The following is a 13,568-nucleotide window of genomic DNA, read 5'->3' on the forward strand; positions in this document are numbered from 1 at the left end:
TTATTTATCATTCTTAAATCCTTGCTTAACCATAGTGTCCTTAACCTTAGGATAATAGACAGTTTGATATAAAGAAGACGTTAAGTTACTCCAATTACCTTCCTGCTCTCTTCCTATCTCCTTAAGATATTTTTCCATATATTCATCATACTCATCTATCTTAGCTTTTAGTACTTCTTTATGGTATCTATCTACATGCTTAAATGTCTCAAATGATAATCTAGGCTTTTGCTTAGATTGATTTTCTGCATAACCTAGGACCAATCCACATACTGGATAAGTAAACTCAGGTAGTTCCAAAAGCTCTATAACCTCTTCCGGATTTCTTCTTATCCCACCAATAGGAACTACTGATAGTCCTAATGATTCAGCAGCTATTATAGCTGCTCCCATAGCTATGCCTGCATCAAACACTCCAGCTGCAGTACCTTCAACACTTTCGTGAATAACTTGCTTTCTTCCATGCTTTTCAGCACCTAAATTAGTTTTATAAAAGTCCATTACAAATACTAAAAATACTGGCGCTTTATCTACATACACTTGATCACCAGTTATTTCAGAAAGCTTCTTTTTCTTTTTCTTATCCCTAACCACTATAATTGATGTCTGTTGCCCATTAATAGAATTTGGCATAGCCTGAGCAGCTTTAAGTACTTCATCAACTAATTCTTCTGATATATCCTTATCCAAGTACTGTCTTATTGATCTATGTTGTTTTATTATATTTATAGTTTCGTTCATATTTACACCTCTACAGATAATTATTCTTTATTGATATTATATATCAATAAAATTAAATTGTAAACAATCTATTGCATTATTATATTTTGTCAAATCAAAATGTTTATAAGCTAATCACCTAGGTGTTATATTTCCGATACTATTTTTGTTCCAAATTTTCTTACCAAAATAGAAATCATGCATATATATGGAGTAGATATCCTTATATGCATGATTTCTTTATTAATTAAAACTTACAAGTATTCGTTTTTTATGGTCTTTACAGCTAAACGACTATTTTTCTATGAAATAACTATGCTTATGATTTTCAGTATGAGTAACTCTGTCTTCTCTCTCTTCATACTTTCCTGGACCAAATCTTTCATCAAGACTTAAATATCCTGTAACTCTTGAAACACCTTGTATATCATGACTTCCACAACGTGTGCATTTTGATTCACCGTTATTTAAATAAGTTCCACAGTTCTTACAATATCTTATGTGGAAATTTATACCTAAATAGCTGATATTAGTATTCTTGTATGCATAGTTAAGTATATTCATTATAGCTTCTCCATCAGGAGTTCCGTCAACTTCAAGATATGATATATGTCCACCATTACAAATCTTATGATATGGCGCTTCTATCTTTATCTTATCTATTATTGATATTGGATATCCCACCGGCACATGATAACTGTTAGTATAATAATCCTTATCAGTAACCCCTTTAACTATTCCAAATATCTTTTGGTCTTGCTTTATGAACTTTCCACTTAATCCTTCTGCTGGAGTAGCATAACAACTCCAATTAAGATGAGTCTCTTCTTTTAGCCTATCAGTATATTCTCTGATATATGATACTATCTTAATACCTAGTTCTCTTGTAGCTTCATCTTCGCCATGATGCTTTCCAACTAAGGCAATTAAAGTTTCAGCAAGCCCTATGAACCCTAAAACCCAAGTTCCTTGTTTTAAAATAGGTTCAATATTATCATCTGGACTTAATCCTTCTGATCCTTTCATAAGTCCTTGACCTGCTACAAATGGAAGATCTTTAACTCTTAAGTTCTTAAGAACTGAATATCTATGCATTAGGGATTCCTTAGCAAGTTCCATTTTACTTTGTAGTATTTCGAAGAACTTATCAACATTTCCTTTTGCTTGTAGTCCTATTCTTGGTAGATTTATTGTTGTAGGTGCAATATTACCTCTTCCCTTACAACCATGATCACCATTTATATTATTCATAAGATATGTTCTACATCCCATTGTTGCAGGCATATATCCCTTATCATAATACTCTTTATTAAAATCTGCATCTATATTCATAAATGTAGGATTCATTCTTTTAGCAGCTACTCTACATGCTAATTCAAAAAGATAGAAATAAGGATCTTCTTTCTCCCTATTCACTCCTTCTTTAACTCTAAAAATTATGTTAGGGAATATAGGCTGCTCTCCTTTTCCTAACCCCTTTTCATATTCAAGTAAGAATATCTCACAAACAAGTGCAGCATCTTGATTATAAGGAATACCTAGGTTTATAGATGAGAATGGCACCTGAGAACCTGCACGAGAATGCATTGTATTTAAGTTATATACAACACCTTGCATAGCTTGATGAACTCTTTCTCTAAGCTTAGAGTCTACAAGCCTTTCAAGCTTCTCTCCCTCTACTCCATATTCCATAAGCTCTTCTTTTATTTCTTGCCTAGTTGGCTCAACAAATATTGACATGTCATTATCAAAATCAGGATGCGATTGTCCTCCAAACATATCATTTTGAGTTGACTGAAGTAATATGCAAGAAAGCTCTGCTGCTGTCTCTATTCTTCTTGGGTTATTTATTGTTCCATACCCAGTGTTAAAACCATTTTCTAATATTTCTTTAGTTGGTATATGTAAACAGTTTGTAGTCAAATTATAGCTATCTAAATCATGATAATAAACATCACCATTTTCATGAGCTTTTGCCAAATGCTTCGGCATTGAAGCAAGGTTATGCCACTTATTAGATTCCGACGCTATTCTAAGTAGCTTTGATGAGAAATTATTTCCTACATTTGCATTATCTCTATCTGTTTCAACTCCAATTTTTCCAATTGCTCTCATTAAGTCTGATTTTATTTCTCTGACTTTAGTTCTCTCATTTCTATAAGTTGAATATGCTTGCGCTATATTCTTAAACCCATTATCACTTAAAGCCTTTTCAACTAAGTTTTGAATTTCTTCTACAGTAACATTTGATTTTCCAGACATTTCGATATAATTGATTACCTTTTGAATTGTATCAATTACTTGGCTTTCTTTTAAACTCTGACCAATTTCTTCTGCTGCTCCCTTAATAGCTTTTCCTATCTTTTGAGCATTGAAGCTAACCCTTCTTCCATCGCGCTTCACAACATCTAGCACATCGACGACCCCCATTACACTATATCTTGTACTGACTTATTATACTTCACTAAAAATTTAAAGGCAATTCTAAATTAAACTTTATCTTAATAATAGCAAAGTATACGTCATTATATCTTCTATTTTTAAACTTTTTTACAGTATTTCAAATGTTGACATTAGGAATATTTAAGAAAATACTGGCAAATTAATATTACTATTTTTGATTTTCGTCTAAGTTTTAATAATATTAATAGGTTGCCGCATATATATTTAAATATAGTGTACAAGCTTATATGCTGAACACATTAACTTGAGGAGGTGAGTTCATGAAAAAAATCACTTTTATTATACCTTTATTATTATGTATTTCTATTACTGGTTGCAGTTACACCGACACGAAATCTAGCTCTACTAAACCTTTTAAAAGGGAATCTCCACCTGTAATTGACATTTCAAGCAATGATACTGTTACAAATAATTGCTGTTACACCGGTGAAGAATTGACCGAAACAGAGAAATCTAATATTCCTTTTATGGCCATAATAGAGAATTCAAAAGATGCAAGACCTCAGAGCGGCCTGAGCGAAGCTGATATCGTATTTGAGACTATGGCTGAAGGTGGAATTCCGAGATTTATAGCATTGTTTCACAAGAAAACACCTAAAGAGATTGGCCCTATAAGAAGTGCTCGTCCTTACTTTTTATCTATTGCTAAAGAATATAAACTACCTTTTGCTCATTGTGGCGGAAGCGATGAAGCTTTATCAACTATAAAAACTGACTCTTCTATAAAAAGCATAAATGAAATAGCAAATGGTTCCTATTTTTATAGAGATACTTCTAAAAAAGCTCCTCATAACCTATATACTTCTGCTGATAATATACGTAAGTATATAACTTCTAAGGATATAAAAGCGGATATAATGTCTAATCTTTCTTTTGATAATTCATTTTGGAAAAATAAAGACTTAACTAATGCAACTGCAGTAAACCTAAAACTAAATAATTTCTATGTAACTAATTACAAGTTTGTTAATGGTAAATATGAAAAGTACATGGACGGAGTAAAATCTATAGATAAAAATAATAATTTACCTCTTTCTTTCACTAATATAGTTGTACAACAAACCTCTATAAAAATTCAATCTGATAATACACATTTAGATATCGCTATGACAGGGAAAGGTACTGGATACTTATTTTCTAATGGTAAAGTTGAAAAAATCCACTGGTCAAGAAATACTTCTGATGCCCAAACTGAACTGACCACTGAAGATGGTAATAAAGTTTATCTAGCAAAAGGTAACACAATATGGCATATAATTGACAACTCTGTCACCCCAAAATATAATTAAAAAAACACAGAGACAGCTCTTTTAATATCTAATTTTTTAGTATGTATCAAAAAAGCTTGACACTTTCCTTTACCGTAAAAAAGTTGACGAATATTTAATTCGTCAACTTTTTTATTATAAACATAGACACTACTTCCTATTATTTAAAACATAGCTAAATCTATAAAAGCTATTATGTACACTCCCTCTTGCATTTCTTCTCTCTTTTGTCTTCATACATATTTCTGTCTGCTATGGACAAAATTGCATCTATACTTAAATTATTTATACCATCTATCTGAGCTAATCCATAACTAAAATCTATATGATTTTTCTCAGTACAGTTTGTTAGTAAATACTCTTTTACTCTCATGATTTTCTCTATAGCTTGCTTCTGTGTACTATTTCTAAAAAGTATTACAAATTCATCTCCTGACATTCTGGCATATAGGTCATTGTGATTCAAATTAGTTCGCAAAGCCTCTGACATTATAATAAGTGCCTTATCCCCCTCACTATGTCCATAAGTATCGTTTATAAACTTAAAGTCATCTAAGTCTATAAGTGCCACCTGTGATATATGTCTTTTTCTTTGCATCTCAAGAATTTCTTTACTGAAATAATCCTTGAAGCTCCTTCTATTATAAAGATTTGTTAATTCATCATGAGTTGCTATATACCTGAGTTGTTCTTGCGAGAGGAAGTTTTTAAGTGCAAGCTCTAGCTCATGGTTCATGTACTTCATTTTGCTGATATCAGCTTTATTAAACAATGCATCAGGTGAAGTACTATCCAAATTTACTACAGCCACAACTTTGTTATCTATATAAATAGGTGAAAATAAAACACTTTTGATACTAGTCCCCTTCTCTAATAATCGAATCTCACTTGAAATGCTGTCATTAAATAGATCAGCCTCGTCATTAAATGGCATTTTAAGAATACAAATATCTTCTAGTTTATTATACTTATAAAGATACACATCTTCTCTTTTTATTCTCATGTTCAGTAGATCTTTCGGATACCCTTTAATAGCTCTATAGTGAAAATAATCATCTTCCTCTAACACTAATACACTACCTCTATTAGCTTTATCAATTATAGACATTGCTGAATCTAACATAATTTCATACACTAAACTTCTACTATCAGTAGTACTTATCTTTTTACCCATGCTATATATTTCTTTTTTTATTGTCTCTACCTGCATTATATTATTTTTCAGCTTAATATTTCTTATTATAAGAAATATTATAAAAAATAGTTGAAAAGATAATACTATATATATCAGAAAATCTTTTTTCAAAATCTTCACCCCAAAAATAAAAAATAGACTCAATGTTAAGTTCTTAAAACTATAATTAGTTCTACGTACAACCTGCTCCTATAATTATAATTAACTTTTTAATTTTTTTAAACATCTGATTGAATAATTTAATACTTATTCAAAATAATATATATATAAGATTCAAACAAGCAAATTTTTTTCTTCAACTATATCAGTATTGATATAGTTATCACTTGTGATATAATTTAATCATAATAGATTTGAGGAGGAATATACCTTGCAAAAAATAGCTTTAATTACTGATAGCGGTTGTGATTTAGATACTGAGATTTTAAATAAATATAACATTTTTTTCTTACCTTTAAGAGTTATATATAAAGACCATGATTATCTAGACAGGCTAGAGATAAGTCCAGAAGATGTATATCTATCTCTTGAAAAAGAAGTGCCAAAAACATCACTTCCTGATGGACAATTTATAGAAAACGTTTTGAATCAAATCGAAGCTCAAGGATATACACATGCTATATCTATAAGCATATCATCAGGACTTTCTGGCACTGCGAATAGTTTAAGAATAATAGCTGAAAACCATCCAAATCTAAAAACCTATATATTTGATTCTAAAACATTAAGCATGCCTCAAGGCTCCATAGCTTTAGTCGCTGCTGAGATGATAGCATCAGGTAGAAGTTTTGAAGAGATAATTGAATTTTTACCAAAGCTTAGAGAAAAAACTGATGGCTACTTTACACTTAACACCTTAGATTATTTGAAAAAAGGTGGAAGAATCGGAAAGGTTTCTGGAACCATAGGAGAGATGTTAAACATAAAGCCAGTAATCTATATAAATGATGATGGTGTTTATGTCACTCACGCTAAGGCAAGAGGTAGAAAACAAGCTATCGGCAAACTAAGGGAAATATTAGATGAAAATCTAAGTATCTCTAAATGTAAGGTTTGGGTACTACAAGGTGGCGCATTGGATGAAGCAAAAGCTTTCTTTGAAGTTGTAAAGGATTTACCAAATATAACTCATATAAGTATATCAAGTATCGGGCCAGCATTAGGGGTACACACCGGACCTGGACTCCTCGGCCTTGCTATACAAAGGGAATAGTTATTATAGTGGACGAATTTAAATTTAGTAACATAGAAGATATAAAAGCTGAAGAAAAACGTCTGTATGAGGAATATAAGCAAAAGCTTAATGAACTAAAAAAAGTTCAAAAAGAAAAAGAGGCCGTAGGACAAGTACTTACTAAAGGCCTTCTTCCAATTTATGTTCTTTATATATTAAGTTTAGGTCCTACAAATGGAAATGATATCTCTCATAAAATAGGCGAAAGAACTAATGGTTTATGGGTTCCTAGCACCGGCGGAATATATCCTTTACTAAAAAAGTTTGAAAAAGAAGATCTTGTATTAGGCCAATGGGATGATCCCAAGAAAAAATTCATGAAAGTTTACACTCTTACAGATAAAGGTTTCAAAGAGTTTAACAATAGAAAATCTCTCCTAAAAATTAAAATAGAAGAGGCATTAGATGTCTTTAAGATAATTTATTCTGATTTGTACTAGGAGTATTTAAAGGATTCCTGTATCGAAACTTAATTTATACTTGTTGTAAAATCACGTACCTATGAATTTTAGCGTGTATAAATCAATAGTTGAGCTAGGAACTCTATATAATTAGAATATCACCTTTATGTACTGATTTTCGTCAAAATATCAAAGTAAGGCTTAGATAAGTCTTACTTTTTTTCAGTATAAATATTTATTAAAAGCAAAGACTAATGTTTATAAAAAGTAGTTTTTGATTGTATATAAATTTAGTAAAGAGGTGATATTTTGAAAGGAAAAGTTTTAGACATGAACAAAACCGATGCTTTCATATCTTTAGAAGATGGCAGTACTATAGATTTAGATGTATCCAGACTCTCTCAAAATGTTAAAGTTGGCGATACAGTTGATATACCTATAACTATGAGAAATTCTGTTGATACAAATTCCTTCTCTCATGATAAAGCTAACAGCAATAAACAAATTGATTTTTTCTAAAATTTGGAGTATAATAATGCTAAATTAAAACAGTGTGCTAGGGGTGCCTTAAGGCTGAGAGATGATATCATTCATTAACCCTCATACCTGATCTGGATAATACCAGCGTAGGAAAGCGTTATTGATAGTATATCAACCGTATTCCAGTTCTGGAATGCGGTTTTTTTGCTCTCTTTTCGCTCCTTAATCACTAAAAGGGGGATCTTATGATTAATTACTTTAATCAAATTATTAAAGATTTTTTTGAAGGACTAGCTAAATTCGGTAGTCTACCAAAAAATGTAGTAGATATCTTTACAAATCCTATGAACGTCATAGCATTATTAGGTTGTGCAGTATTAATAGGAGTTTTTGCAGCATCAAGAAAAATTAAATTTGACGCAAAACTTATAGCAAGAATTGCTTTAGCACTTGCTCTAGCTACTATTCTACAAGCACTTAAATTATATCACTTTCCTCAAGGCGGAAGTGTTACTCCTGGAAGTATGATTCCTATAGTACTTATTGGTCTAATATATGGTCCATCTGTTGGACTCCTAACTGGGTTTTTATATGGTTTAATAAATCTTCTTACTGATCCTTATATTGTTCATCCAGTACAATTATTGTTTGATTATCCTTTAGCATTTACTGCTCTTGGTTTGTCCGGTTTCTTTAAAAATAGTAAATTGCTAGGTTCAAACACAAAATTGTTAGCATGCATTATTGCAATTTTCGGAAGGTTCATATGCCACTTTATATCCGGAGTTGTATTCTTTGGTGAATATGCACCCGCTGGTACATCTGTATGGATATATTCTTTAACTGTAAATGGATTGATAATGGGTGCAGAGGCTATCATATGTGTTATAATACTTTACTTCCTACCGGTTGAAAGACTCGTTAAGCAAGCGTCTCTAAGTTCATATTAGGGGGTATTAATATGGTTATAGCAGATATAGCAGTAATGCCATTAATTCCATGTGTAAGTGAAGATGAAATGTATAAAGTAGTAGATAAGGTCATTGAGTATATAGAACAATCTGGCTTAAGATATGAAGTAGGGGCCATGAGTACAACTATTGAAGGCGAGTTTGACAAAGTGTTTGAAGTAGTAAAAAAGGCTCACAAGATACCATTTGACTTAGGAATAGAAAGAGTTGTAACTGTAGTTAGATTTGATGAAAAATCCGGCGGTATTTCCATTGACGAAAAGTTGAAAAATCATAGGTAAAATAGTAAAAAAGCAGTGCTAAAAAGCACTGCTTTTTCAATATAGTAGCTATTCTACTGATATTGCATTTACAGGACAACCTTCTTCAGCTTCCTTAGCTGAGTCCTCTACTCCTTCAGGAACATCAGGATTTACTGCAGCAGCTTTTCCATCGTCCTCCATATCAAACACCTCTGGACAAATAGATGGGCAAAGTCCACATCCAATGCAAGTATCCTTATCTACTTCAGCTCTCATAAAATTTCCTCCTCAAAAATAATTAACATCTTTATTATCTCCTAAAGGTTTCATTTTATGTCTATTAAATGATAATTTAACAATGAAACTTGAAGCTTCAAATAATAAACTTATATATACAGCATTACCATAATTACAGGTAAAACTTAATTATGGTAGCTCTTAATTTAAGTTCAATTCTTAGTATAAAAATCTTTTAGTATAATGCTGAAAACAACATTTCATATAAAGCATTATCCGCTACATAACCTTCTGCTTTTCCTTCTTCTAAAGCTTCAGTTAATTCAACATTTATTGGCAGCTCACATATAAGTGGCAGACCTAAATACTCTGCATGCTCTTCTGCAGACTTTTTAGAAAATACTCTCATCTTTGTACCGCATCCATCACACTCTATATAAGACATGTTTTCTACAACACCCTTTATTGGTACCCCAACCTTTTCAGCCATGATAACAACTTTCTTAACAATCATTGAAACCATATCTTGAGGAGTTGATACCACCACAATTTCTGATATAGGAAAACTTTGCATTACTGTAAGAGCTATATCACCAGTTCCAGGTGGCATATCTATCAGTAAATAGTCTAAATCATCCCATACAGTATCAGTGTACATCTGATTTAAAACTCCAGTTACTACTGGCCCCCTCCATATGACAGGTTGAGCTTCTTCAGCAGTAAGCAAATTCATTGATATTACCTTGATTCCCATTTTTGTTTCAACAGGAATAAACTTGAAGTTGTTATTATCGTCTATTGGTATCATTTGTGCTCTCTTTTCATTAATCCCAAAGAACCTTGGCATTGAAGGCCCTGTTATATCAGCATCCAGCACTCCAACTTTATAGCCTTTCTTTCTCAAATGAGTAGCCATTATGCCAGTAACAGTAGATTTCCCTACGCCACCCTTTCCACTTATAACTCCAATTATATTTTTAATATTGCCGTATTTAGGCATAACCTTAACACATACATTTGTACCGCTTTTAGCACTTGAACATTTATCTTTACTTGAACATGTTGAACATTCTCCCAATTGTAGTACCTCCTATTTTTACCAGGCATCTGGTTTTTTATCTAATACGTTTATTTGCCATGCATTAAAATCATCATACTTGCAATCCACATAATAATTAGTTTGAGAATTATCTTTTTTATTTGTTATAGTTACTATAGTTTTAAATGTTTTAGTCTTATAACCTTGGTTTTTAACGCTGATGATTATATTAAACTTATCCGAGTTTTTATCTACTAACTGTCCATTAGGAATTATTGATTTTATATCTCTTTTGAACTGCTCTAAATCAGTAGATAATATGTACTGTGCACAATCTCTATCATCCGAAATATCTATACCTATGCTACCATCATCCTTGGTCAACCCATCTTTGTTCTTTTTTATAACTTCTAATATAGAAGAATAATAAACATTTTCAAATTCTCTAGGTTTTCTAATAAAAGATAAGTTTTGTATTATATCATTATCTAATCGCTTTGGAACTACATATATGGATTTATCATCGTAAAAGTTGCCAGTTTTCTTGTCATATATACCAACTACATAATTAAACTTCTTTACTTCTTTTCCCATTTGTAGCTCAAATACATAATCTGGTTCAAGCGTAGACTTTTCACTTACTGCTTTTGCAGAGGATAATAAATCATATATCTCTGATATGGTACTCTTGTCTGTTACAACAAATCTAAATCCAGTATCTCTAGTGCTCTGAATAACTATTTTATCAACTTTATTTTGTTTTATATATTCGAAATCTTTATTTTTACTTCCAAGCTTACTTTGTATTGCTTCAGTTACACCACATGATACAAATAACGCTGACACTAAAACAAATATCATCAATAAAATAATGCTTTTTCTACTATTCACTTTGTACCAAACTCCCTTATAGATATAATAATTATAACTAAACTCACTCTCAAACAAAGAACAATACATAAAGGAGAAGTTTTATACTTCTCCTACCTTACTCTAACTTAAATTATAATACTATAGGGTTCCTAACTCAACTATTAATTTATATGTTAGATTATTTATTCTGAATAAAACTCTCTACAATAATATCAAATACCGAATCCAAACTTTCCTTATATTTATCTTGTCCTATGCTAAAGTCCACCTTGAAAACTATTCCGTTTGCTTCACTAACGTAGTATGTATTATGATATACTAGTTTTCCTTGATTTAGTTTTTCCTTATAGTTAACCTTTCTGCATTCCTTATCTTTTACCTTTGTACTTACTATCTTATAATCTAATATCTTTTCATTATTTAATCTAGTCTTGTCTTCTCCAGATATCTTGTCCAAGTTTTCTTTTGAATTTAACAGCTGAGCATACCCCACTACCCCTAATTCATCATTTTTAAAGTTATTGGAGTAAATTATATAGTTCCCTGGATAAGATTTCTGTTCTGCAATCCACTCGCTAGGTAATTTATACTGATACCTTCCGTCATTTATTGAGTATTGCTTGAAATCAGTTATATTACTGTTCATTAAAGACACTATCCTCAATCTATCATTAAACCCTACTTGGACTACAAAAAGTACTGCCATAAGACTTATGAGAATCAGCATAACTCCCAATTGCTTTTTGTTCATAAACGCTTTCACTTTTTACCCCCTGCAATATAGCATTTTATACTTTAGTATATTATAGGTACAAGCCTTTTATTACAAAAATTAAGGTGGTGAAAAGATAAACTATTTACGCTTATTTGTTATAAGCAGTTTATCAAACTACACCACCTTGATTCTATTTCATTGGCACAACTATCATGGAATTTTTAAAATCATAGAACATTAACCAATAACCATAATCCTTACCCTTCTTAGAATAAGGCATCCAAGTTACAAATCCTGACTTACCTCCATATGGTTGTTCTAACTTATCTTTAGTTCCAGGTACTGCATAAACCAAATACTTAACTCTACCCTCATCATCACATTTAAATCCAACCATAAAGTATCCATATTTTTTAATGTATGGATAATAATTTATCATAGGATAATATACTACTGTGTATTTATTGTAGTTTGATATGTTGCACATAACGTCTAAATCCTTCACTGGGACCTTGTACCACTTGCAGTACTTTATGTCTCTGAATCCACCAATCTCTTCAAAGTCCTGAACAACACCCTGGAAGAATTCTCCTATACTACCTCTTATCTCAAAGCTGTTTTCTAAATCTAAGTCTTCATCTCTTTCTTTTACGTCAACAATCGATCTTTCGTATTCATCAAATTTATGATCCTTAGGATCTTCCTCTTCTTCTCTATCATCTATTTTGTCCAAGTAACTTTCTACAGGCTCATCCTTCGTTTCACTATTAGGAGTTTCAGCTTCAACTCTATCTACTTTAATTTCTTCTTCTACCTCTAACTTTTTATCAGCTTGTTCAACAATCACCTTATCTTCTTGTTGATCCTCTTCTAGTTTTCTAGGATTGTCTTTAACTTCTTCTACAATTGGTTGCTGAAGTTCTTCTTCTCTCTTTTTTTCTACTTTTTCTTTGATTTCTACTTTAACTTTTTTATCTTGTTCGTACTCAAACTTTTTATGTTCATCTTTATGATGATGCTCATCTTTGCTACTTTCTTTCACTTCTACTTTTTCTTCTACTTTTTCTTCTACTTTCATTTCTGTCTTAATCTTTGCATTGATTAGTTTGTAAGCTTTCCAATCATCACTTGGCGATTCACCATTCATGAATCCACCAAGTACAAAGGTGAACTTTCCATCCAATTCTTTTGCAAGGGCTGCTCCTGAGACTTTATCAAATAGTATTCCAGCTCCGCCTACATCATTTGCTAAATACTCACAACTTGTCTCAGCCTTACCTTGTTCAGATATGTTCACAGGACCTAGGTTTATTAATTGCTTATTATCTTTTTTTGAACAGATAAGGATCATGCACAACTTGCCATTATCTTTTTTTAAGTTTTGTGCATAGAAGGTTATCTTGCATTTATCATTTTTAGCCTCAATCTTTGCATACCCTGACAAAGGCTTATCAGATGATACAGAATGACCTCTTTCATCTTCTTGAAGTATAATAAAACTCCTATATAATTTTCCGTGTGACAACTTAATAGTCCCTCCACATTATATTTATTCCTTATATTATATGTGTAAAGTCTTATAATATGATTGAAAAGGCTTATATACAGTTGTCCCATTTTATTTCAAAAGCAAAAAGCTTCTGTTTATTAACAGAAGCTTTTTATATAATTAAGTATGTTATTGAGCTAGGATACTAATAACTTAATTTATATTTTTATGTACACAAATT

At 31.4% G+C, this 13,568-nt stretch carries 14 protein-coding genes and 1 riboswitch; of the genes, 6 read left to right on the forward strand and 8 right to left on the reverse strand.

Going from position 1 to position 13,568, the window contains the following annotated elements; all coding sequences use genetic code 11:
* Both JHL18_RS13675 and JHL18_RS13680 read right to left on the reverse strand, forming a co-directional pair.
* A complete protein-coding gene (locus tag JHL18_RS13675) occupies window positions 1-741 on the reverse strand; it encodes an NADPH-dependent oxidoreductase (RefSeq protein ID WP_200270081.1) in 741 nt (246 codons plus the stop codon).
* Between the two features lie 273 nt (window positions 742-1,014).
* The gene (locus tag JHL18_RS13680; protein ID WP_200270083.1) at window positions 1,015-3,135 is read right to left on the reverse strand and encodes an anaerobic ribonucleoside triphosphate reductase; all 2,121 of its coding nucleotides are present in this window, start codon (window positions 3,133-3,135) and stop codon (window positions 1,015-1,017) included.
* Between the two features lie 308 nt (window positions 3,136-3,443).
* On the opposite strand from JHL18_RS13680, the gene JHL18_RS13685 reads away from it, so the two are divergent.
* Window positions 3,444-4,472, forward strand: a complete 1,029-nt coding sequence (locus JHL18_RS13685) for a DUF3048 domain-containing protein (protein WP_200270085.1) — start codon at window positions 3,444-3,446, stop codon at window positions 4,470-4,472.
* A 172-nt stretch (window positions 4,473-4,644) separates the two neighbouring features.
* On the opposite strand, the gene JHL18_RS13690 is transcribed toward JHL18_RS13685, so the two are convergent.
* The gene (locus JHL18_RS13690) at window positions 4,645-5,625 is read right to left on the reverse strand and encodes a sensor domain-containing diguanylate cyclase (RefSeq protein ID WP_207753025.1); all 981 of its coding nucleotides are present in this window, start codon (window positions 5,623-5,625) and stop codon (window positions 4,645-4,647) included.
* Window positions 5,626-6,016: 391 nt separating this feature from the next.
* Between JHL18_RS13690 and JHL18_RS13695 the strand changes: the two genes are divergently transcribed.
* From JHL18_RS13695 to JHL18_RS13715, 5 genes are all read left to right on the forward strand, one after another.
* Complete coding sequence (locus JHL18_RS13695; protein ID WP_200270089.1) at window positions 6,017-6,859, forward strand: DegV family protein; 843 nt, start codon at window positions 6,017-6,019, stop codon at window positions 6,857-6,859.
* An 8-nt stretch (window positions 6,860-6,867) separates the two neighbouring features.
* Window positions 6,868-7,320, forward strand: a complete 453-nt coding sequence (locus JHL18_RS13700; protein WP_200270091.1) for a helix-turn-helix transcriptional regulator — start codon at window positions 6,868-6,870, stop codon at window positions 7,318-7,320.
* A gap of 270 nt (window positions 7,321-7,590) precedes the next feature.
* Window positions 7,591-7,800, forward strand: coding sequence for a hypothetical protein (locus tag JHL18_RS13705; protein ID WP_200270093.1), 210 nt, complete (start codon window positions 7,591-7,593; stop codon window positions 7,798-7,800).
* 29 nt (window positions 7,801-7,829) lie between these two features.
* Window positions 7,830-7,931: riboswitch (TPP riboswitch) on the forward strand.
* Between the two features lie 75 nt (window positions 7,932-8,006).
* Window positions 8,007-8,711 carry an energy-coupled thiamine transporter ThiT gene (gene thiT, locus JHL18_RS13710; RefSeq protein ID WP_200270094.1) on the forward strand — a complete coding sequence of 235 codons (705 nt, stop codon included), beginning with the start codon at window positions 8,007-8,009 and terminating at the stop codon, window positions 8,709-8,711.
* Between the two features lie 11 nt (window positions 8,712-8,722).
* Complete coding sequence (locus tag JHL18_RS13715) at window positions 8,723-9,013, forward strand: MTH1187 family thiamine-binding protein (RefSeq protein ID WP_200270097.1); 291 nt, start codon at window positions 8,723-8,725, stop codon at window positions 9,011-9,013.
* Between the two features lie 48 nt (window positions 9,014-9,061).
* On the opposite strand, the gene JHL18_RS13720 is transcribed toward JHL18_RS13715, so the two are convergent.
* The 5 genes from JHL18_RS13720 to JHL18_RS13740 all read right to left on the reverse strand — a co-directional run bounded on the left by JHL18_RS13720 (window position 9,062) and on the right by JHL18_RS13740 (window position 13,363).
* The gene (locus JHL18_RS13720) at window positions 9,062-9,250 is read right to left on the reverse strand and encodes a ferredoxin (protein ID WP_200270098.1); all 189 of its coding nucleotides are present in this window, start codon (window positions 9,248-9,250) and stop codon (window positions 9,062-9,064) included.
* Between the two features lie 196 nt (window positions 9,251-9,446).
* The gene (locus JHL18_RS13725; RefSeq protein ID WP_200270101.1) at window positions 9,447-10,289 is read right to left on the reverse strand and encodes an Mrp/NBP35 family ATP-binding protein; all 843 of its coding nucleotides are present in this window, start codon (window positions 10,287-10,289) and stop codon (window positions 9,447-9,449) included.
* Window positions 10,290-10,307: 18 nt separating this feature from the next.
* Window positions 10,308-11,141: a YhfM domain-containing protein gene (locus tag JHL18_RS13730; RefSeq protein WP_338025469.1), complete on the reverse strand. Its 834-nt coding sequence runs from the start codon at window positions 11,139-11,141 to the stop codon at window positions 10,308-10,310.
* A gap of 160 nt (window positions 11,142-11,301) precedes the next feature.
* Entirely contained in the window at window positions 11,302-11,886 is a 585-nt protein-coding gene (locus JHL18_RS13735) for a hypothetical protein (RefSeq protein WP_200270103.1), read from the reverse strand.
* Window positions 11,887-12,028: 142 nt separating this feature from the next.
* Window positions 12,029-13,363: a DUF7922 domain-containing protein gene (locus JHL18_RS13740; protein WP_200270105.1), complete on the reverse strand. Its 1,335-nt coding sequence runs from the start codon at window positions 13,361-13,363 to the stop codon at window positions 12,029-12,031.
* Between the last annotated feature and the right edge of the window lie 205 nt (window positions 13,364-13,568).

Origin of the sequence: Clostridium yunnanense (assembly GCF_016595795.1) — a bacterium.
Lineage (GTDB): Bacteria > Bacillota > Clostridia > Clostridiales > Clostridiaceae > Clostridium_AR > Clostridium_AR yunnanense.

What these genes read in the sequence shown, in the direction of transcription:
- JHL18_RS13675 (WP_200270081.1), bottom strand. Translation starts at nt 741, where the DNA reads ATGAACGAAACTATAAATATAATAAAACAACATAGATCAATAAGACAG.
- JHL18_RS13685 (WP_200270085.1), top strand. Translation starts at nt 3,444, where the DNA reads ATGAAAAAAATCACTTTTATTATACCTTTATTATTATGTATTTCTATT.
- JHL18_RS13690 (WP_207753025.1), bottom strand. Translation starts at nt 5,625, where the DNA reads ATGGGTAAAAAGATAAGTACTACTGATAGTAGAAGTTTAGTGTATGAA.
- thiT (WP_200270094.1), top strand. Translation starts at nt 8,007, where the DNA reads ATGATTAATTACTTTAATCAAATTATTAAAGATTTTTTTGAAGGACTA.
- JHL18_RS13715 (WP_200270097.1), top strand. Translation starts at nt 8,723, where the DNA reads ATGGTTATAGCAGATATAGCAGTAATGCCATTAATTCCATGTGTAAGT.
- JHL18_RS13720 (WP_200270098.1), bottom strand. Translation starts at nt 9,250, where the DNA reads ATGAGAGCTGAAGTAGATAAGGATACTTGCATTGGATGTGGACTTTGC.